Raw genomic sequence first — 19,933 nt, 5'->3', positions numbered from 1 at the left:
CGATGGCACGCCGTAGTCAGGAAGAGAGGGCGCGTAAGATCGACCGGGGTGGATTGCCCGGTTACTTTCCAGCCAGGTGGCCGATCCCAACCTCAGTGGTGGTTTTCAGCCGGGCCGGCCGTCCGGAAGCATATCGGAAGTAGCCTTTTTGCAACACTTAGAGAGTGGACCTCAGTTTGCTCATAGAACAGCGAAGCCTTCGAACAGGCATTGAAAGGTGGAAGAAAATGAGTTCACTGTGGAGTCGGACAGCAACCCAGCGCACCGTAGCAGCACTCTTCGCGCTGCTGGTCGCTCTGCCCGTGAGCTACGGCCAGGAACCGGCGGACACCGTGTCGGCGCCTCCCGCGGATGTGCAGGATGCCGCCGCGCAGGCCGCTCCGCAGCTTTCCCGGCAGCAAATGAGCAACCTGGTCGCGCCCATCGCGCTTTACCCCGATCCGCTGCTCAGCCAGGTGCTCGCCGCCAGTACCTATCCCCTCGAGATCGTCGAAGCCCACCAGTGGCTGGCTGACAACAAGAATCTCCAGGGCTCGCAGTTGATCGATGCCGCCAAGCAACAGAACTGGGACCCCAGCGTCCAGGCTCTGGTCGCCTTCCCGGATGCTCTCGGCCTGTTGGCCAATGACATCCGCTGGACCACTGACCTCGGCAACGCGTTCCTGGCCCAGCAGGCCGACGTCATGGGCGCCGTGCAGGACCTCCGCGCACGGGCTCGGGCCAACGGCAAGCTCACCAACTCTCAGCAGCAGGTGGTGACCACCGAGACGCAGGATGGCCAGGACGCGATCCAGATCATGCCGGCCGATCCGCAGGTGATCTACGTCCCCGTCTACCAGCCCTCTTATGTGTGGGGCCCGCCTGCTTACGGCTACTACCCTGAAATGTGGTACCCCAGCTGGTTCTCCTTCGGCTTCGGTTGGGGCCCGGGTCTCTACATGAGTTCCTACTACCCGTCTTGGGGCGGCTGGGGCGGTTGGGGCTGGAACTGCGGCTGGTTCGGCCGCGGACTCTACCTCAACTTCAGCTTCTTCAATCACTATGGCTATCGCGGATATGACTACGGCGGTTACCGTGGCTACTACGGCCGCGGCTACTCCGGACGCGCCGCTTGGGCGCACAACCCGGGTCATCGCTGGGGCGTCGCCTACCCCAACCGCAACGTAGCCAGCCGCTTCAGTGGCGGTGGTTATGCGGGCGGCGGACGCAACAGCCGCGGCCCCTGGAGCGGCAGCCGCTACGACTCGCCCCGCAACAACGGTTCGAGCTTCAACCGCAACGGCGGCAGCAACGGCGGCTGGAGATCCTCCGGCGACGGCAACCGCGGCGGTGGTGGACGCGAGAACGCGACGGGCCGCTCCTCGAACTCCAACAGCGGCTGGCGCAGCTTCGGCGACGGCAACCGCAGCCAGCAGGGCGGACGCTCCAACTTCGGAACCAACAGCCGCGGCGACTCCGGTTCCCCGCGTATGTCTTCTCCGAACTCCGGCGGTCGCGGCAGCGCTGAAATGCAGAGCGGTCGCGGCTTCGGCTCTTCGCAGGGCTCCTGGAGCACGCGCTCCAGCGAGCGGTCCGGCGGCTCCAACTACTCGGCCCCGCGCAGCGGCGGCAGCAACGGCGGCGGCGGGTTCTCGTCCCCCCGTTCGGCGCCTTCACAGAGGCAGAACTTCTCCTCCGGATCCTCGTCGGGCTCGTTCTCCAGCCCGCGTAGTTTTGGCGGCGGTGGCGGCGGGTTCTCTTCTCCGAGATCCTCCTCGGCGCCCAGCCGCAGCTACTCGTCGCCCGCTCCTTCCGGCGGCTCCCGCGGCTTCGGCGGTGGTGGCGGCTTCTCAGCCCCCAGCCGTGGTTTCGGCGGCGGTGGCGGCGGCTTCTCCGGCGGCCGTTCCTCCGGTGGCGGCGGCGGCTTCTCTGGCGGCGGACGCTCTTCCGGCGGAGGCTTCTCCGGCGGCGGCGGCGGACGCTCGGGTGGTGGTGGTGGCGGCGGCCATCGTGGACGCTAACTTCACCCGCTGAGATTCATCCTTCAAACGCGAAACCCGCCGGAGCAATCCGGCGGGTTTCGCATTTCCAACTCAGTCTCGAAGCAGCCCTACCGCAGTTCAAATCCCGCCGAAGCCAGCTCCGCAATAATCGCATTGCGAATACCCGTCACCTCTTCGTTCGACAGCGTATGGTCCGCCGCACCCGCCGTCACCCGAAAGCTCAGGCTCTGCTGGTCGTCCGCCAGCGGCTTACCCTGGTACGCATAGAGGAACCGCACCTTCTCGCACAGCGGCCCGGCCGCATTCCGGATCTTCGTCTCCAGCGTGCCGCACAAATCCCGCAGCCCGGCAATCACCGACAGGTCGAACTCGCTGGTCGGATATCGCCGCAGCGGCTTATACCGCCGGGGCGCCGGCCCCAGGCGGAACAGCACCGCCAGGTTCACATCCAGAATCGCCGCCCGGCCCGTATCCATCAGCGAGGGATGCAACTCATAGAGGGTGCCCGCCGTCTCGCCACGCCACTCAATCGTCGAACAGCGCGCCGGATGCTGGTTCGGCCCGGACTCCGCCGGTGTCACCGTGCAGCCCGGCATCAGGCACTCCGCCAGTCGCTTCAACTCGAACAGGCCAGCCTTGCCGTCACCCTTGCTGTACAGCGCCGCCATCAGGTGCGGCACCTCGTTCGGCAGCTCGCCCGGACCCCGCTTGTGGATCTCATTGCCGATCTCGAACAGCCGGAACTCTTCATACCGCTTCGCGTTCTCGACAAGATTCCGGTGGATCCCCGGCAGCAGGCTCAGCCGCATCAGGCTCTGCTCACTGCTGATCGGGTTGATCACCCGCAGGTGCGCGCCCGGCTCGAAGTGGAACTGACGCGCCGCATCCTCGCTCAGGAACGAGTAGTTGTACGACTCAGTGAATCCCTGCGCCGCCACTAACTCCCGCACGGAATGATGGAACTGCCGCTCTTCGTTCACCCACGGCTGCTTCACCGGCTGCAGCGGAGCCACCGGCGGCACCGTCGCATACCCGATCATGCGGCCCACCTCTTCCAGCAGGTCGTCCTTGATCGTGATGTCCTTCGTCGCCCGCCACGTCGGCACGGTCACCGAAAACACGCCCGGCGCCGTCTCGTCCACCAGGAACTCCAACGACTCCAGGATCCCGCGCACCTCATCGGCCCCAATCGGCCGGCCCAGCTTGCGCACCAGCCACGTCATCGGCAGCTCAATCGGCGGAGCCACCGCAGCAGCCTGCCAGCTATCCACCAAACCGCCCACCAGCCGGCAACCAGGCGCCACTTCCTGCAACAGCGCCACCGCCCGCGCCAGCGCCCGCACCGTGTTCAGCGGATCCTGCGCCTTCTCAAACCGCATCGAGGCATCGGTCCGGATCTTCACCGCCGAGGACGTCATGCGGATGTTGGCCGCCTGGAAATTCGCGCTCTCCAGCACGATCCGCGTCGTTTTGTCGTTGATGGCCGACCCGGCTCCGCCGATCACACCTGCCAACGCTACGGCTCCGTTGGCATCCGCAATTACCAGGTTCGACGTGTTCAACGTGTACGACTCATCGTTGAGCGCCTTGAAGACTTCACCTTCCCCAGCGCGCCGCACGATGATCGTTTCGCCGTGCAGCCAGTCCGCATCGAAGGCGTGCATGGGCTGCGCCAGCTCCGCCATGATGAAGTTCGTCACGTCGACGACGTTGGAGATGGGATTCAAACCCACCGCCTCCAGCCGCTGCTGCAGGCATAGCGGCGACGGCCCCACCTTCACGTTCTCAAACACCAGCGCCGAGTACCGCGGGCAGAGCTCGAAATCGCGGATGTCCACATGCCACGCCGGCTCGCCCTGCGGGATCAGCGTCAGGTCCACCGGATCCTTCAGCTTCACACCCGAGATCGCCGCCACCTCGCGCGCCATCCCGTGATGCCCCCACAGATCCGGACGGTGCGTCAGGCTCTTGTTGTCGACCTCGATCACCGCATCGGGCGCGCAGCCCGGAATCGGTTCGCCCGGCTCCACGCCGGTCAACTCCAGAATCCCCGCATGGTCGCGATTGATGTCCAGCTCATCGCCGGACGCCAGCATGCCGTCGCTCTCCACGCCGCCGATGGTGGCCTTGCGAATCTCTTTCCCACCCGCCACCGTCACGCCCGACGGCACATACGCCGTCAGCACGCCCGGCCGGCAGTTCGGAGCGCCGCACACCACCTGCTTCTGCCCGTGCACCGGCCCCGCGTCCACCAGCGCCTTCACATTGTGGCTGCCCTCAATCAGCTCCACCGAAATCACCCGCGCCACGCACACCTGCGCCAGCCACGGAGCGTGCTCTTCCACGCCCTCGCACTCCGCGGTCTTCATCGTAATGAGCTTCATCAGTTCCGGCGGGTCGATCCCCAGGCCGTCCGTCAGCTCATGAATCCAGTTGTAGGAGAACTTCACTTCGACGTTCCTCGCTGACTAAAACTGCTGCAGAAAGCGGAGATCTCCGCTGGCCAGGTGACGGATGTCGTCGATGCCATAGCGCATCATCACGAGCCTCGTCAGTCCGAGTCCGAACGCGAACCCGCTCCATTCGTCCGGATCGATGCCGCCCGACCGCAGCACGTTCGGATGCACCAGCCCGCACGGCAGCAGCTCCACCCAGCCGCTCTGCTTGCACACCGGGCAGCCCGGCCCGCCGCAGATCAGGCATTGGATGTCGAGCTCAAACCCCGGCTCCACAAACGGGAAAAATCCAGGCCGCAGCCGCACTTCCACGTCTTTCTTGAAGATCGCCGTCAGCAGCGACTTCATGAAATACAGCATGTGCGCCACGCTCACGTCGCGGTCGATCATCATGCCTTCCAACTGGTAGAAGGTGTGCTCGTGGCTCGCGTCCACTTCCTCGTTGCGGAACACCCGCCCCGGAGCGATAATCCGCAGCGGCGCTCCAAACTTCTCCATCGCCCGCACCTGCACCGGAGACGTGTGTGTCCGCAGCAGCAGCGTGTCCTCCAGCCAGAACGTATCCTGCGCGTCGCGCGCCGGATGCGACGGCGGAATATTCAGGGCGTCGAAGTTGTGCCAGGGCGTCTCCACCTCCGGCCCGTCCACCACGGCAAAGCCGAGCGACGTGAACAGCTCCTCCAACTCCCGTTGGATCAGGGTCAGCGGATGCAGCGAGCCCGGCCGTGTGCCCGGCGCCGGCATGGTCAGGTCCAGCCATTCGCCCGCCAGCCGCGCATCCAGCGCCGCGCGCTCAAAAGCAGCCTTGCGCGACTCGTAACGCGACTCCAGGTTCTGCTTGACCGCATTCAACAGCTTGCCGACACGGGCCCGGTCCTCGGGCGCCATCTTGCCCATGTCCTTGCCGATGTTCGCCAGCGAGCCTTTACGGCCCAGAAACTCGACACGAGCGGTCTCCAGGGCTTCGGCATCGGCGGCCGCTTCAATCAGCGACACCGCCCGCGTTTCCAGTTCTGACAGCGTGGAATCCAGCATTTGGGGTGAAACGACTATTGTAACGCGCGCACGAGAAAGCGCTGCAAAGCGCGCGCCGAATCAGCCGATTCGCCCAGCAGTGGAGCCGAATCCGCCGGCCGCACTTCCACCCGCACCTTGATTTCGCCGTTCTTTCCCTCAGTCAGCCAGACCGCCACCGTCTCGGCTTTGTTGTGCGCCACCACGCGGCTCTTCTCCGTCTCGATCTCGCCGCCTTTCACGCGCTCGGCCAGAAACACCTTCACCGGAGCCATCAACCGCTCAGCCGTAACCGTGCAGCTGAACGCGGTACTCAGCCGGTTGGCCGGTGCCGCGCATTGCGCGTACAGGCTAAGCGGCAGGCAGAAGCTGAGCAGGAGTTTTACCATCATCGGCAGCCAGATTCATATCCCCGCCGCGCAGCAGCAGCAGGTTCAGCGTGGCCTGATCCCCATTCTGGGCCGCGCTGTGCAGAGCCGTATAACCGCCATGCTGCGTAGCATTTGCGGGCGTACCCGCGTCCAGAAGCAGTTCGACGATCGCCGCCTGACGCGCAGCCGCCGCCGCGTGAATAGGCAGGTTTTCCATCTTGTTCGTAGACCGCGCCAGCACATCGGCGCCACGCGAAATCAGCAGGCCCGCCACCGCCGGTTGACCGAAAAAGGCCGCCAGGTGCAGCGGTGTCCAGCCGTCGGCCGTGCGTTCTGCCAGCAGCTCCGGACACGCGTCCAGGAACCGCACCACCTCTTCGGCCAGGCCCAGCGCGCAGGCCAGCGGGAAATCCACGGCAGCACCGGCCTCGATCAACGCATCGGCGCAAGCGCGCTGCCGTAAGTATAGGGCCAGCATCGCCGCCGGTACGCCATTTTCGTCGCGCTCATCGACCGCAGCCGCGTCGACGGCCAGCAATGCCTTCAACCCGTCCAGGTCGCCGCTGCGAATGGCTTCAATGGCGGTCATGCCTGCTCCCTCCCGACCGGGGCGATCAGCCCCTACTGCTGAGGTACAAAGACTTCGCTCGAATGACCAGTCTCCACCGCCAGGTGGTTCAGGTAGAACTTCAGCACGGCCGCCGGATACTTGTCCTTCAACCCGTCAAAGGCGCGTTGCTGCCAGCCCTCGGTCAGGTGGGTGCTGATATCGGCGTCCTTGGCGAAGAAACCGTCCTGGTGGGGCACGCCCAGCAGGTCCAGCGCCGCAATAATCATGTCGAGATGCGATACCAGGATCGCTTGCGACAGATCGGCCGCCAGATCTTCATCCTGCTCGGAGAGCCGCGCCCAAAGCCGCGGAGCCGCTTTGCGCAGGTTCTCACTATTCAGCTTCACCAACCGCGTCCGCACCTTAATGTGCTCATAGATTTGGAAGGTGCGCAGGCGGCTCATCGACACGCTGCGCAGCACGTCGGTAAAGCCGCTCTCGCCCTGCGAGAGGAACACGTCACACAACTTCGTCACAAAGAGAGATTACCATGAGGCCCCCCGCTTGCTTCAATTCCGGGCCCGCGGCCCGCCCTGCGATACAATAATAAGTTTGGTCCTAGAACAATGAGCAATCTGATTGTATTGGGCGCGCAGTGGGGCGACGAAGGCAAGGGCAAGATCGTCGACCTCTTTTCTGAGAACTTCGATGTCGTGGCTCGCTACCAGGGCGGCCATAACGCCGGCCATACCGTACAGGTCGGCGACAAAAAGTTCGTCCTCAAACTCATTCCCAGCGGCGTACTTCACCCGGGAGTACAGGTGGTCATCGGCAACGGCGTTGTCATCGACCCCCTCGCCCTCCTCGAAGAGATGGAAATGCTGGAAAAGGCGGGCGTTGACGTCCGTGGGCAGATCCACATCTCCAACCGCGCCCATGTCATCTTCCCCTTCCACCGCATGGTGGAGAAGGTGAGCGAAGGCCGCGAGGACCGCACCGCCATCGGGACCACCTCCCGCGGCATCGGCCCCTGCTATGAGGACAAAATCGGCCGCCGCGGCATCCGCATGGCCGACCTGCTCAACCCTGCCGTCTTCGACAAGCTCTACGACTTTCTCGGCGAAGACAAAGCCACCACCGCCAAGGCCTTCGGCATCGCCAATGACCTCAAAATAGAGGAGATCCGCGAAAGCTACAAGCAGATGGCCGAGCGCATTCGACCCGTCGTCTGCGACACCGCCAAACTGCTCAACGACTCCATCGCCGCCGGCAAGCGCGTTCTCTTTGAAGGCGCCCAGGGCACGATGCTCGACATCGACTTCGGCACTTATCCCTTCGTCACCAGTTCCAGCGCGGCCGCCGGCGGCGCCTGCACCGGCACCGGCGTCCCGCCCACCAAGATCGACGGTATCCTCGGCGTCTCCAAGGCGTACATCACCCGCGTCGGCGCCGGCCCGTTCCCGTCCGAAGACTTCGGTCCCGAAGGCGAACGCATCCGCCAGGCCGGCCGCGAATTCGGCTCCGTCACCGGCCGCCCACGCCGCTGCGGTTGGTTCGACGCCCCCCTGCTCCGCTACACCGCCATGGTGAATGGCTTCGATTCGCTCATCGTCACCAAGCTCGACGTGCTCGACGGCGTACCGTCCATCAAGGTCTGCACCGCCTACAAAGTCAACGGCGAACTCATGGACACCATGCCGCCCGAGAATGCCCTGATGGAGAAGATCGAGCCCGTCTACGAGGAGTTGCCCGGCTGGCCTCAACCCACCGTCAACATCACCTCCTACGACGAACTGCCCCAGCAGGCCAAGGATTACATCGCTTTCCTCGAAGAGAAGACCGGCGTTGAAGTGGGCTGCGTCTCCACCGGGCCCGAGCGCACCCAGACCATCGTCCGGGCCGGCTCGAAGATGGAAAAACTGCTCGGCTAACTACTTCATTTTCAACAGCAGGATCGGCGCTACCAGCAGCGCGGAGAACAGCAGCATCAGGAAGATGTTTGCTTTCTCCGCCTGCGCGCGAGCCACTCGGATCATCGTCCAGATCAGGTAGCAGAACAACCCCTCGATCACCAGCTTGGTCCATAGCATCAGGAACGCGACCGCCGTGAACGGCAGCGGTTCTCCCGACAGGTAATCCAAGCTGCGACCCTGCAGGCTAAACATGCAGTAGATGAAGATCTGCAGAGCGGCAAAGAACACGAATACCCAACGTCCGCCCCACCGGTCCGGCTTGCCCATGATATTGAAATGGCTGGGGATCCTGGCCGGCAGCGTACTCCACTGTGAGAACGGCAGGATCACCCCCGCCAACAGAAACAAGAGAGCCAGCCCTTCCAGGGGCCACTGCATCCCGCCAAACGGCACTACGTCGAGCATGCCGTTATCTTATTACTTACGCGTCACCGTCATACTCCGCCAGCTCTGGTTCCCCGCCGCATCCCACGCCCTCACGGTAATCGTGTTGATCCCGACGTAAAGCGCAATCGGCCCTGCCGTGAACGAAGCCGTACCCACGGCATCCGCTCCGCTGCCGGCGCTACTATTCCAACTCACTTTCACCACCCCGGTGTTGTCCGTCGCCACCCCGCGTACCGTAATGCTGCTCGCACTCGTGATACTCACCGCGGAAGCCGGCGCGGTGATCGTCACCGACGGCGCGGTCTTGTCCCCCGTGGGCACGGCCGGCGCCGGAACAGGCGCGGCAGGCGTACTCGGGACGATCGGACTCACCGGCACAACCGGATTCACCGGCATAGCCGGAATCAGCGGAGGCACCACCGGGACCACTGGCGGCACCACTGGCACACCAGGCTCCACCGTCGTCGTCACCGCCGCGTACAACTTCCGGATCTCCACAATATCCGCCGGACGCAGGCCATTCACCCTCCGGTAGTAGGGATACATCACCGAGCTCGGATCATCGTTGTGCCCCAGGCCCAGGACATGCCCCAACTCGTGTAGCGCGATGGAGAAGATGTCGATATCCGAGCCGGTTTTCCAGGGCTCCGCCGCATCGAAGTGAAGATCCCCCGCCACCGGCTCCGCATTCGGCGGAGGATAGAAGCTGTGCGCCAGCACCCCACCCGGCCCGTCGAAGCTGTACCCATCCCCGTGGCTCTCGGTGAACCAGGCGAACTCGACCTGCCTCCGCAGCCGGGCCGTATACGATTGCGAAAAATGCAACTGCACCACGCTCGACCACGCCTGCAGCGCAGCGCGTAATTCCCTCTGCACATCAGCCACCGGCAAGCCCATCGGCATCGGCCCGAAATAGTAGTACAACGAGGCCGCCCCCAGGCCAGGCCCGTCCCACCCATCTCCATACATGGCCACCAGGTTCGCCGCTGCCTGCAGGCCTTCAACCCCCAGCCCGCCATGCTCGCACGCGATCACCCGTTCGCCCCGCAGCAGCTCATCCGCCGCCGGAAATACGCGCGCCACCTCGTCCCACTCCGCCAGCGATCGCACCCGCGCCGCCGGCCCGCGCACCATCAGGTGATGCGAGCCAAGATCCGGATTCTCGCTGATTTCCAGCCCCAGTTGCAGCACAATCAACCGGGCCGTCCAGTCGGCCACATCCGCGTGAAACTCAACCAGCGCCGCCCCCGAATCGTGCCGTCCAAGCAGCTCGCTGACCTTCTCCGTAACTGCCAGCTCACCCGTCCGCAGCACCGGCCAGCCGCTGAAATCGAAACCGTCCGGACCGCTCACCAACACCGCATTGTCCGGGACATACCCCAACAACCGGAACCCGGCCGCCCGCAGCATCGCCAGCTCACTCTCCGCCGGTCGCACCCTGAACTGGATGATCCGATGTCGACGATTCCAATCTGTCCGCCGGACGCCGCCCACACCTGCGTCCCCCATCAGGGGCGCACTACCCGCCTTCAATCGGAGCACCGCCTCCTGCGCCTTGGCGGCGAGCGGGCAACCACCGGCAAGGAGGAGGATAGCCAGGATTGTGCGCTCGCCTTTCATACGATTCCCTCATCGTGATAAGCGTCAGCCTCGTGAGGAAAAATGAGCCGCATCGAAACTCGGATCCTGCGTCGCCCGCTTCACAATGTGATATTTGTATCCAGCCAGAACATAAGTCCTGAAAGTCCGAGATGTTTTCCTCTCGAATGGCCCTATCCAATCACCAACCCGCCCAATCCGCCCGTCTTTCCGCAGCCCTCCAGCGGCTTGGCCGGTCCTCTCCCTTTCTTCCCTGCTCCGTTTCTCCTTGCATGGCCTGCACTTCCAATCCCCTCCTCCCGCCCGACATTCAATACCTTCGCATCCTATTCATTCTCAAGGCCTCTAAGTGTGCTAGTCTCTACCCAGAACAAAAGCTGGGGCCACGTACGTAGCCCCGCTTTCTTCCGTGCAGAGGAACCATGCAACAGAAACTTCGAATGCTTCTAGCCGCGGCTGTCATCGCGGCCATCCCAACATATGCGCAGGAAGTGCGTGCCAGTCTCGCTGGCGTGGTGAGCGATCCGGTGGGCGCTCCCATTCCCGGCGTTACCGTCGTCCTCACCAGTGTGGAGCGCAACGTCGCCACCACCACAGAAACCAACGAACAAGGCAACTATCTCTTCCCCTTCGTCGTCTCCGGCAAGTACACCCTTACCATCGAACGCCCCGGATTTAAGAAGTACCTCCGCCAGAACATCATCCTGCAAGCCCAGGACAAGGCCCGCGCCGACGTCGCTCTCGAAGTGGGCGACATGACGCAAAGCGTCAGCGTGCAGGCCGACGTCTCCCAACTCCAGACCGAGACCGCCTCGCGCAGCCAGATCGTCTCCAATCAGCTCATCGCCAACCTGCCCACCCAGGGTCGCAACCCCTTCCAGATCGCCTGGGCCATGCCCGGCGTCGTGAAGACCGGCGACTGGCGCTATCTGCGCGCCTTCGATACCGGCGGCATGTCCGGCTTCTCCATCAACGGCGGCAAAAAGGGCGATAACGAAGTCCTCATCGACGGCATCAGCAACGTGCGCGGCAACCGCAACGTCATCGGCGTGCCCTCCATGGAAGCCGTCCAGGAATTCAAAGTCCTCACCAATACTTACGACTCGCAGTACGGCCGCACCGGCGGCGGCATCGTCACCATCGTCTCGAAGTCCGGCGGCAACGCCTTCCACGGCACCGCCTATGAGTACTTCCAGGCTGAGGAGCTCAACGCCAACCAGTCGGAACTGAACTCCGCCGGCGCCAAAAAGCCGCCCATGAACATCAATACGTTCGGCTTCCAGGCCAGCGGCCCCATCTTCATCCCCAAGGTTTTCGACGGCCGCAACAAACTGTTCTTCCTGCTCTCCTATGAAGGACTGCGGCAGCGTTCAGCCGACCCCGGCGCCGTCACCTTCCCCCTCGACGCCTGGCGCACCGGCAACTTCTCCGGCCTCCAGAACGCCCAGGGCGCCGCAGTCACTCTCTACGACCCGCTCACCACCGACGCCGCCGGCAACCGCACCCCCTTCGCCGGCAACATCATTCCTACCAACCGCATCAACCCCGTCGCGGCCAATGTCCTGAAGGACTATCCGTCCCCCAACGCCCCCGGCACCGGCCCCGCCCGCATCAACAACTACATCTATCCGTCGCGCTGGGTCGCCGACATGAACGCCTGGAACGGGCGTCTCGACTACCGCCTCAACGACCGCAATACGGTCTACTTCCGCTACGGCCAGGCGCCCTTCTCCGAATACCGCGCCCTCGTCTGGAACGGCTCCAATGCCGCCGAACCCACCGGCAACGCGCCCCTCATCCGCAACGGCCGCAACTGGGTAGCCGACTGGACCACCATCCTCTCCCCCACCATGACCTTCAACCTCCGCGGCGGCCTGGCCCGCTGGGAGACCTCCAGCGGCAACAGCTTCGGCGCCAACTACAATCCGGCCACGCTTGGCTTCGCCTCCAGCCTCGTGTCGCAGCTCACCCGCTTCCAGTACCCCCGCTTCGACTTCAGCGACACCTATCAGTCCATCGGCTCCGGCAACAGCGTGTTCAATGCCTCGCCCTCCGACACCTACACCCTGCAGCCGAACCTGAACATCGTTCGCGGCAACCACACCCTGAAGTTCGGTGGAGAAGCCCGCCGCTACCACGACAACTCCAACAACCCCGGCGCCTCCAGCGGCGTGTATGGCTTCAGCCGCGCCTGGACCCAGGCCAAGGCCCTGCAGTCCGACTCCGTCAGCGGCAACGAAATCGCCAGTTTCCTGCTCGGCGCGCCCAACAGCGCCTACGTCGAGCGCAACATCGACCCCGCCTATCGCAACTACTACTTTGCGACGTTCTTCCAGGACGACTGGCGCCTCAACAACCGCCTCACCCTGAACTTCGGACTTCGCTGGGACTATGAGCAGCCGCTGGTCGAGCGCTACAACCGCATGCTCGGCGCCTTCAACTTCACCACCGCCAGCCCCATCGCCGCCCAGACCTCCGGACTCTCGCTCGTTGGCGTGCCCACCTTCGCCGGTGTCGCCGGCCAGGCCCGCGGAGCCTTCGCTACGGACCGCAACAACTGGCAGCCCCGCGTCGGCGCCGCCTACCGCATTGCGCCCACCTGGGTCATCCGCGGCGGTTACGGCATCTACTACCTCGGCCAGAACGAACGCGGCGAAGCCCAGGGCTTCAGCCAGCGCACGAACGCCATCACCAGCACCGACGGCAACCTGAAGCCCGCCGTGGATCTCACCAACGCCTTCAGCAATCAGCCCGGCGGTCAACTGCTCAGCCCCATCGGCGCCAGCCAGGGCGCTTCTAGCTTCCTGGGACAGTCGATGACGGTGAACTACTACAACCGGCCCCTGCCGTACACCCACCAGTTCTCGTTCGACATCCAGCACGAATTACCCGGCAACATGCTGGCGGAAATCGGCTATGCCGGCAACATCAGCCGCAAGCTGCCCATCAATGTGAGCAACTACAACGTGGTGCCCGCCGCCTACCTCGGCCGCCGCACTTCGTCAGGCACCATCGACTCCGCCTGGTACACCGCTCCCGTCGCCAACCCCATGGCCGGGCTCATCCCCAGCAACCCGGGCCTGAACGGCGCCACCATCCCCCGCCAGAACCTGCTGTTCCCCTTCCCTCAGTTCTCGGGCATCAACATCAACAACCTGCCCATCGGCGGCCAGAACTACAACGGCCTCCAGACGCGCCTCACCAAGCGCTTCTCCCGCGGCCTCACCTTCGTCGCCAGCTACTCCTGGAGCAAGACCCTCGAACAGCTCAGCCTGCTCAACGCGCAGGACCTGAACCTGAGCGACGTCTACTCAAGCCGCCTCGAGAACCGCTCCGCGCAGGAAACCGACGTCCCGCATAAGTTCTCCTTCGCGGGCGTCTACGAGCTCCCCTTCGGCCGCGGCCGCTCCCTCGGCAACAACATGAACAAGGTAGCTGACGCCGTCCTCGGCGGCTGGCAGTTGAACTGGAACCTCACGTTGCAGAGCGGCTGGGCGCTCGACTACCCCAACGTGAAGCAGGTGCAGAACGGCGACGCCAGGCCCACCGATGCGCAAAAGGCGCAGGGCTACCTCTTCAATGTCGATCTGTGGAACGATCCCACCACAGGCAAACGCGTCGTCGCCCAGCAGGAGCCCTTCACTCTGCGCGACTTCCCCACCCGCTTCGGCAGCGCTCGCGTCCCCGGCTACAAGAACATCGACGCTTCCGTGGCCAAGAACTTCCGTATCACGGAATCCATGCGGCTGCAGTTCCGCGGCGAAATGGTCAACGCCACCAATTCGCCCTGGTTCTCACGCCTCGCCAGCAATGGCACCAACGTGACCAATGCCAACTTCGGCAAGCTCGACATCACCCAGCGCAACCTGCCGCGCTTTGTGAAGCTCGTTCTCAACCTGAGCTGGTAGTCCAGCTCCTCCTCCACGCAAAAAGGGCGGGGCCTCCATCGAGGTCCCGCCCTTTTTCCATTGCTGCTGTTGCGGCTAGAACCCGGGCGCGCGCCACACCACCTGGCCATTGACGATGGTCAGGATGGGTCCACCCTGGAAGGTCCGGCCGCCGAACGGCGTATTGCTCGACTTCGACAGGCTGTTCTTGACGTCATACACCCACGGGTACTCCGGATGGAACACCGTGACGTCGCCCACATAACCCGGCTTCAGCGCGCCGCGCGCCAGTTCACCCTTCCAGCCGATCACCCGCGCCGGTTCCGACGTATACAGTGCGATCAGCCTCGGCAGGCTGATCAGGCCGGAATGCACCAGCACTTCCAACGAAACGCCTAGCGCCGTCTCCAGCCCGATAATGCCGAACGGGCAGCGCTCGAACTCCTGCATCTTGTCATCGCCAGCGTGCGGAGCATGGTCCGTCGCCAGGCAATCGATCGCGCCACTCACTACACCTTCCACCACAGCCTTGACGTCGTGGTCGCAGCGCAGCGGCGGCTTCATCTTATAAGCCGAGTCGTATGGCTTCATATGACCCGTATCCAGGGCGATGTGATGCTGCGTCGCCTCCGCCGTCACGCGCAGTCCGCGCTGCTTGGCATAGGCGACCATCGCCACGGCATTCCTGGTCGAGATGTGGGCGACGTGATAGCGCACGCCCGTCAACTCGGCCAGGATGATGTCCCGTGCCACCATCACATCCTCGGAAGCCGAGGGAATCCCGCGCAGGCCCAACCGCACGCTGTCGTCGCACTCGTGCATGTCGCCGCCGGCGCTCAGGTTCAGATCCTCGCAGTGCTCGATCACCGGAATGTCCAGCGCCCGCGCCGTCTCCATCGCGCGCCGGATCACTCGCGCATTCATCACGGGCTTGCCGTCGTCGCTGATCGCCACGGCGCCCGCCGCGATCATCGACCCGATCGAAGCCAGCTCCTCGCCATTGCTGCCCTTCGTGATCGCACCAATCGGGAAGACGTTGATCGATGCCTTGCGTCGCGCCGTCTCGACGATGTACTTCGTCACCGTCACTGAGTCGTTCACCGGGTTCGTGTTCGGCATGCAGCACACGGTGGTGAAGCCGCCCGCCGCCGCCGCCTGCGTCCCCGTCTCGATCGTCTCGGCATGCTCGAAGCCGGGCTCGCGCAGATGCACGTGGATGTCGATGAAGCCCGGCGCCACCACCAGGCCCGCCGCGTCGATCACCTCCGCTCCGGCAGTGCTCAGCCCCGGCCCCACGCCCGCAATGCGGCCGTCTTCTATCAACACATCGGCCACTGCGTCGTGGCCCGTTTCAGGGCAAATCACCCGCCCGTTTTGGATCAGCAGTTTCACTGCAGCAGCACCCTTTCCAGAACGGCCATGCGGACGGAAACCCCGTTCTCCACCTGGCTGAGAATCATCGATTGTTGCGAGTCGGCCACCTCGGACGAAATCTCGCGGCCCCGGTTCATCGGCCCCGGGTGCATCACAATCGCATCCGGCCGCGCCAGCGCCATGTGCTCCTGCCGCAGCCCGTAGAAGCGGAAATACTCGCCCGCGGGCATGGCGGGCTCGTGGATCCGTTCCAGCTGCACGCGCAGCATCATGATCACATCGGCGTCCTTCACCGCGCGCCGCAGGTCGTACTCCAGCGTGACGCCGCTCGCTACCCGCTCCATCTCGCGCGGCAACAGCATCGGCGGCCCGCACAGCACAAGGTCCACGCCAAACTTGGCCAGCAGATGGATATTCGACCGCGCCACGCGGCTGTGCGCAATGTCCCCGATGATCGCCACGCGCAGCCCTTCCAGGCGGCCGCAGCGGTCCAGGATCGTCCGCGCATCCAGCAGCGCCTGCGTCGGATGCTCGTGCGTCCCGTCACCGGCGTTCACGATGGGCGTCGTCAAGTGGCGCGACAGAAAGTGCGGAGCGCCCGATGCCGCATGCCGCATCACAATCGCCGACGGCCGCATCGCCACCAGCGTGTTGATCGTGTCCACCAGGCTCTCGCCCTTGGACACACTCGAACCCGAAGCCGTGATGCTCAATGTATCGGCACCCAGGCGTTTGGCGGCGATCTCGAAACTCGAGCGGGTGCGCGTGGAGTTTTCGAAGAACATGTTCACCACCAGACGGCCGGTGCAGGTGTTCACTTTGGCGAACGTCTGTCCGCCATGAGGCTGGAAGGCCCGGGCGCGTTCGAGGATCTGCTCGATCTCGTCGCGCTCGATACCCTCAATTCCGAGCAGGCCCTTCGGCATCGCCGTGCCTCCTCAATCGACCTTTTCCACCAGCAGCACTTTTTCCAGCTGGTCGATCTCCTGGAACTTCACCTCGATAATTTCACGCGACGAGGTGGGCACTTTGCGGCCGACATACTGTGCTTCAATCGGCAGCTCGCGGTGGCCGCGATCGATCAGCACCAGCAGTTGCACACGCGCCGGGCGGCCCAGTTCAAACAGTGCGTCCAGGGCAGCACGAATGGTGCGGCCCGTGTAGAGCACATCGTCCATCAACACTACGTCCTTACCCGCCACCGGGAAGTCGATCTTGGTGTCGCTGACAACGGGCTTCGGACCCACCGTAGAAAGGTCGTCCCGATAGAGCTTGATGTCCAGGACGCCCACCGGCACCTTTACCTTCTCGAGCTCTTCAATCTTCTTTGCCAAACGCTGCGCCATCGGAATCCCACGCCGCCGGATGCCGATAAACGCCAGTTTTTCCAGGTCAATGGTTTTTTCCAGCACCTCATGAGCGAGCCGCACCAGGGTACGGTCGATCTCAGAGGCGCTCATCAGTTGGGCTTTTTCTCGCGTTGCGCTCATCGCTGTTCAGTTTACTACTTCAGTACCTCTTCATCCGGGTCCGCATTCGCTTGACAATCTTCTCTATCTCCTCAAGATCCTTGAAGGTCTTGAGCGCCAGCACGTGCCCCTGGTTCTTCTTCGTCTCCTCCTCGATGGAGTCGGTGAGTCTCCGCAGTTCCGCCAGATCTTTCAGGTTTGCTTTGTAGTCGGCCTTCAGGATCTCTTCCGATTGCAGCTTGCCGTTGGGCAGCCGTTTCGGCTCCGGATCTTCGCCGGGTGGCTGCGGGAACTGCGCCGGCAGTGAGAATGCGAACAGCAGGCACAGGGCCAAGCCTCGCCAGTTGCTAAACTTGCTTCTAATGAAGGACGTTAATCTAGGCATCGTTGGCCTCGGCAATGTCGGCAGTGGAACTCTTACCATTCTGGCTGAAAACGGGGATGAGATCGCCCGCAAGCTGGGCTTTCGCTTAAATGTCACCGCGGTCTGCTCGCGCAGCGTGAAGTCGAAGACTCTGCCGCCCAGGCTCGCGCCGAAGCTGATCACCACCGATTGGCGCGAGGTGGTCGCACATCCGGACGTCGACATCGTGGTCGAACTCATCGGCGGCACAGGCACCGCGCGTGAGGTGGTCGAAGGCGCAATTGCCGCCGGCAAATCCGTCGTCACCGCGAATAAGGAACTAGTGGCGCTGGAAGGCGTCTCCATCTGGAAGAAAGCCGAAGCGCAGGGCGTCACGCTCACCATGGAAGCTTCCGTGTGCGGCGGCATCCCGATTCACGCCGTGCTGCGCGAAGGCATCGCCGGCGACCACATTGAGACCCTGTTCGGCATTCTGAACGGCACCAGCAACTACATCCTCACCGAGATTGAGGAGAATGGCTCGGCTTTCAATGACGTGCTGGCGGAAGCGCAGCGCCTGGGTTACGCCGAAGCGGACCCCACTGCAGACGTCGACGGCTTCGACGCGCGCTCGAAACTCGCGCTGCTGGCCTCGCTCGCCTTCGGTGTGCAGCTCACGCCGGGCGACATCCCCACGGAAGGCATCCGGCGCATCAGCCCCATCGATTTCCACTACGCCAAGCAGCTCGACTGTACGATCAAACTGCTGTGCTCCGCCCGCCGCGTCGAAGACGGTCTGTTCGTCTCCGTCCGCCCCGCACTGCTCTCCAAGAAGACCATCATGGCCGGAGTGAAAGGCGCTTATAACGCCGTGTGGTCGCGCGGTAAGTTTGGCGCCGATACGTTCTACTACGGCCGCGGCGCGGGCCCGAACCCGACCGGCGTCGCCGTTGTCAGCGATCTGATGCGCGTCGCGCGCTCGCTGCGCCCCGAACCCGCCCATCGCGTGCCGCCCTTTGCTTACACGGACCTGGCCGCGGCGAAACCGCTCGAAATCGGGTTGCAGCACCGCCACTGGTACCTGCGTTTCCGCATCACCGACCAGCCGGGCATCATCCGCGACCTGTCGTCGATTCTGGCCGAGCACTCCATCTCCATCGACGCCGTGCTCCAACTGCCGGACCTCGACAAGCACAACCTGCCGTTCGTCATCACGCTGGAGAACTCGCCCGAGTCCGCTGTCCGGGCGGCCGTCGAGAAGATGAGCAAGCTGCCGTTTATGGTGGAGCCGCCATTGGCCTTACCGATCGAGAGGGGTGTTTAGTGAGAGTTCTTCTACTGAGCCTGCTGGCGGTCGCCGCCTACGGACAAGTGGCCGACAAGGCCAATGCGCGCTATCGAACAGCGGAAGGCCGCGAAGGCATGCTGGTGACGCTGGGTGCACCGGACCGGCCGGACCGCATCCACGCCGAAACCATCGTCAAAGTCCTCAAGATCAAACCGGGCCAGACGGTAGCGGATATCGGAACCGGTGCCGGCGCGCTGCTGAGCGTGCTGGCGCCCGCTGTCGGCGATGCGGGGAAGGTCTTCGCGGAGGACATCTTCGACGACTTCCTGGGCGCCGCCAAGAAGCGCCATGCCGGCGCTAAAAACATCACTTTTGTGTTAGGTAACGAGAAGGATGTGAAGCTGCCCGAGGGCTGCTGCGACGTGGCCGTGACTGTGGACGCCTACCACCACTACGATTACCCGGCGGAGATGCTGGCCTCCATCCACAAGGCCCTGAAGCCCGGCGGCCGGTTCGCCGTGGTGGACTACTACCGCCGTCCCGGGGCTATGGGGCCGGGGGGAAATCCTCTTGAGCACATTCGCATCGACAAAGATTCTGTCATTGCGGAAGTGCAGGCGCACGGATTCAAATTGCTGGAGACGACTGACACGGTCGCGGGCTCACAGTATATTGCTGTGTTTACGCGGTAGCTGGATTGCGGCGGGCTTTCATTTCGGCGGAGATCGCCAAAAGCGCATCCTGCTGTAGATGTTGTGCGGCGTAGCCCTGGAGTGTCGCGTCCTCGGACTTGATGTGCGCACGGTAGAGTTTCACGAAGCGCGCCACGACTTCCTTCACCTGGGCTGAATTGTCGGGGTGGGAATAGACGTCTTTCAGTTGCGCGTAGATCTCATGGGCTTCGGCGTGGTCGTGTTCGAGTTCGGCGAGGTAGGAACGTTCGCCGGGTTCCAGCAGGGGTTTCAGCCGCGGGAAGATGGAAACCTCTTCGTCCTCGGTGTGAAGCACTCCACTGGTGTCCAGGAAATGAAAGGCGCTTTCGAACGCCTCGAGCGCTCTATCGCGGTGTGAACCAAGGCGGGCTGCGGCGCGTTCGAGCGTGTCGAGACGCTCTTCAATGCGCCGGTGACAGGCTTTGATGTGGTCTAACGGAGTATCCAACGAGGATCGCTCGGACTGCTTGGCAAAGAGGGCTTCCGCACGAATCATACTTCCATTGTCGTTCATTGCGGCGCGGCGA

Annotated in this window: 17 protein-coding genes; 5 read left to right on the top strand and 12 right to left on the bottom strand. The window is 63.7% G+C overall.

Features of this window, described 5'->3' with window-relative positions; all coding sequences use genetic code 11:
* The first annotated feature begins 227 nt into the window (after positions 1-227).
* Positions 228-2,000 carry a DUF3300 domain-containing protein gene (locus tag ACR9Y2_RS34385; protein ID WP_435046433.1) on the top strand — a complete coding sequence of 591 codons (1,773 nt, stop codon included), beginning with the start codon at positions 228-230 and terminating at the stop codon, positions 1,998-2,000.
* Positions 2,001-2,089: 89 nt separating this feature from the next.
* On the opposite strand, the gene pheT is transcribed toward ACR9Y2_RS34385, so the two are convergent.
* From pheT to ACR9Y2_RS34360, 5 genes are read right to left on the bottom strand one after another with little or no spacing between them, the layout of a single operon-like run.
* Entirely contained in the window at positions 2,090-4,432 is a 2,343-nt protein-coding gene (pheT, locus tag ACR9Y2_RS34380) for a phenylalanine--tRNA ligase subunit beta (protein WP_435046432.1), read from the bottom strand.
* Between the two features lie 18 nt (positions 4,433-4,450).
* Positions 4,451-5,473: a phenylalanine--tRNA ligase subunit alpha gene (pheS, locus tag ACR9Y2_RS34375; RefSeq protein WP_435046431.1), complete on the bottom strand. Its 1,023-nt coding sequence runs from the start codon at positions 5,471-5,473 to the stop codon at positions 4,451-4,453.
* A gap of 14 nt (positions 5,474-5,487) precedes the next feature.
* Positions 5,488-5,844: a hypothetical protein gene (locus tag ACR9Y2_RS34370; RefSeq protein WP_435046430.1), complete on the bottom strand. Its 357-nt coding sequence runs from the start codon at positions 5,842-5,844 to the stop codon at positions 5,488-5,490.
* The gene (locus ACR9Y2_RS34365) at positions 5,804-6,412 is read right to left on the bottom strand and encodes an ankyrin repeat domain-containing protein (RefSeq protein WP_435046429.1); all 609 of its coding nucleotides are present in this window, start codon (positions 6,410-6,412) and stop codon (positions 5,804-5,806) included. Before ACR9Y2_RS34365 ends, ACR9Y2_RS34370 begins: the two co-directional genes overlap by 41 nt.
* A gap of 32 nt (positions 6,413-6,444) precedes the next feature.
* Positions 6,445-6,909 (bottom strand): hypothetical protein, encoded by a 465-nt coding sequence (locus tag ACR9Y2_RS34360; RefSeq protein WP_435046428.1) that lies wholly within the window; start codon positions 6,907-6,909, stop codon positions 6,445-6,447.
* Positions 6,910-6,999: 90 nt separating this feature from the next.
* Between ACR9Y2_RS34360 and ACR9Y2_RS34355 the strand changes: the two genes are divergently transcribed.
* A complete protein-coding gene (locus ACR9Y2_RS34355; RefSeq protein WP_435046427.1) occupies positions 7,000-8,304 on the top strand; it encodes an adenylosuccinate synthase in 1,305 nt (434 codons plus the stop codon).
* Here ACR9Y2_RS34355 and ACR9Y2_RS34350 read toward each other — a convergent pair whose 3' ends face one another.
* Positions 8,305-8,751, bottom strand: coding sequence for a DUF1648 domain-containing protein (locus ACR9Y2_RS34350; RefSeq protein ID WP_435046426.1), 447 nt, complete (start codon positions 8,749-8,751; stop codon positions 8,305-8,307). It abuts the gene before it with no gap.
* Positions 8,752-8,763: 12 nt separating this feature from the next.
* Positions 8,764-10,353 carry a matrixin family metalloprotease gene (locus ACR9Y2_RS34345; RefSeq protein WP_435046425.1) on the bottom strand — a complete coding sequence of 530 codons (1,590 nt, stop codon included), beginning with the start codon at positions 10,351-10,353 and terminating at the stop codon, positions 8,764-8,766.
* 401 nt (positions 10,354-10,754) lie between these two features.
* Here ACR9Y2_RS34345 and ACR9Y2_RS34340 point away from each other — a divergent pair, with 401 nt between their 5' ends.
* On the top strand, positions 10,755-14,240 hold the full coding sequence (locus tag ACR9Y2_RS34340; RefSeq protein WP_435046424.1) for a TonB-dependent receptor domain-containing protein: 3,486 nt from the start codon (positions 10,755-10,757) through the stop codon (positions 14,238-14,240).
* Positions 14,241-14,315: 75 nt separating this feature from the next.
* Here ACR9Y2_RS34340 and ACR9Y2_RS34335 read toward each other — a convergent pair whose 3' ends face one another.
* From ACR9Y2_RS34335 to ACR9Y2_RS34320, 4 genes are read right to left on the bottom strand one after another with little or no spacing between them, the layout of a single operon-like run.
* The gene (locus tag ACR9Y2_RS34335) at positions 14,316-15,611 is read right to left on the bottom strand and encodes a dihydroorotase (RefSeq protein ID WP_435046423.1); all 1,296 of its coding nucleotides are present in this window, start codon (positions 15,609-15,611) and stop codon (positions 14,316-14,318) included.
* Complete coding sequence (locus ACR9Y2_RS34330; RefSeq protein WP_435046422.1) at positions 15,608-16,519, bottom strand: aspartate carbamoyltransferase catalytic subunit; 912 nt, start codon at positions 16,517-16,519, stop codon at positions 15,608-15,610. The genes ACR9Y2_RS34335 and ACR9Y2_RS34330 overlap by 4 nt, the downstream gene beginning before the upstream one ends.
* A gap of 12 nt (positions 16,520-16,531) precedes the next feature.
* Positions 16,532-17,083 carry a bifunctional pyr operon transcriptional regulator/uracil phosphoribosyltransferase PyrR gene (gene pyrR / locus ACR9Y2_RS34325; protein ID WP_435046421.1) on the bottom strand — a complete coding sequence of 184 codons (552 nt, stop codon included), beginning with the start codon at positions 17,081-17,083 and terminating at the stop codon, positions 16,532-16,534.
* 19 nt (positions 17,084-17,102) lie between these two features.
* The gene (locus tag ACR9Y2_RS34320) at positions 17,103-17,396 is read right to left on the bottom strand and encodes a hypothetical protein (RefSeq protein ID WP_435046420.1); all 294 of its coding nucleotides are present in this window, start codon (positions 17,394-17,396) and stop codon (positions 17,103-17,105) included.
* 28 nt (positions 17,397-17,424) lie between these two features.
* Here ACR9Y2_RS34320 and ACR9Y2_RS34315 point away from each other — a divergent pair, with 28 nt between their 5' ends.
* Together ACR9Y2_RS34315 and ACR9Y2_RS34310 are read left to right on the top strand one after the other, a co-directional pair.
* Positions 17,425-18,729 (top strand): homoserine dehydrogenase, encoded by a 1,305-nt coding sequence (locus ACR9Y2_RS34315; RefSeq protein ID WP_435046419.1) that lies wholly within the window; start codon positions 17,425-17,427, stop codon positions 18,727-18,729.
* Positions 18,729-19,385, top strand: coding sequence for a methyltransferase domain-containing protein (locus tag ACR9Y2_RS34310; protein WP_435046418.1), 657 nt, complete (start codon positions 18,729-18,731; stop codon positions 19,383-19,385). Before ACR9Y2_RS34315 ends, ACR9Y2_RS34310 begins: the two co-directional genes overlap by 1 nt.
* Here the strand turns inward: ACR9Y2_RS34310 and ACR9Y2_RS34305 are convergent.
* Positions 19,375-19,902, bottom strand: a complete 528-nt coding sequence (locus ACR9Y2_RS34305; RefSeq protein ID WP_435046417.1) for a hemerythrin domain-containing protein — start codon at positions 19,900-19,902, stop codon at positions 19,375-19,377. The genes ACR9Y2_RS34310 and ACR9Y2_RS34305 overlap by 11 nt on opposite strands.
* Positions 19,903-19,933 lie beyond the last annotated feature (31 nt).

The organism is Paludibaculum fermentans (genome assembly GCF_051172195.1).
Lineage (GTDB): Bacteria > Acidobacteriota > Terriglobia > Bryobacterales > Bryobacteraceae > Paludibaculum > Paludibaculum fermentans_A.
This window is presented reverse-complemented; position numbering and strand designations above follow the sequence as displayed.

Excerpts from the sequence above, each read along its gene's own strand:
- pheS (WP_435046431.1), bottom strand. The coding sequence starts at position 5,473 with ATGCTGGATTCCACGCTGTCAGAACTGGAAACGCGGGCGGTGTCGCTG.
- ACR9Y2_RS34370 (WP_435046430.1), bottom strand. The coding sequence starts at position 5,844 with ATGATGGTAAAACTCCTGCTCAGCTTCTGCCTGCCGCTTAGCCTGTAC.
- ACR9Y2_RS34355 (WP_435046427.1), top strand. The coding sequence starts at position 7,000 with ATGAGCAATCTGATTGTATTGGGCGCGCAGTGGGGCGACGAAGGCAAG.
- ACR9Y2_RS34330 (WP_435046422.1), bottom strand. The coding sequence starts at position 16,519 with ATGCCGAAGGGCCTGCTCGGAATTGAGGGTATCGAGCGCGACGAGATC.
- ACR9Y2_RS34315 (WP_435046419.1), top strand. The coding sequence starts at position 17,425 with ATGAAGGACGTTAATCTAGGCATCGTTGGCCTCGGCAATGTCGGCAGT.
- ACR9Y2_RS34345 (WP_435046425.1), bottom strand. The coding sequence starts at position 10,353 with ATGAAAGGCGAGCGCACAATCCTGGCTATCCTCCTCCTTGCCGGTGGT.
- pyrR (WP_435046421.1), bottom strand. The coding sequence starts at position 17,083 with ATGAGCGCAACGCGAGAAAAAGCCCAACTGATGAGCGCCTCTGAGATC.
- ACR9Y2_RS34350 (WP_435046426.1), bottom strand. The coding sequence starts at position 8,751 with ATGCTCGACGTAGTGCCGTTTGGCGGGATGCAGTGGCCCCTGGAAGGG.
- ACR9Y2_RS34365 (WP_435046429.1), bottom strand. The coding sequence starts at position 6,412 with ATGACCGCCATTGAAGCCATTCGCAGCGGCGACCTGGACGGGTTGAAG.
- ACR9Y2_RS34340 (WP_435046424.1), top strand. The coding sequence starts at position 10,755 with ATGCAACAGAAACTTCGAATGCTTCTAGCCGCGGCTGTCATCGCGGCC.
- ACR9Y2_RS34305 (WP_435046417.1), bottom strand. The coding sequence starts at position 19,902 with ATGATTCGTGCGGAAGCCCTCTTTGCCAAGCAGTCCGAGCGATCCTCG.
- ACR9Y2_RS34385 (WP_435046433.1), top strand. The coding sequence starts at position 228 with ATGAGTTCACTGTGGAGTCGGACAGCAACCCAGCGCACCGTAGCAGCA.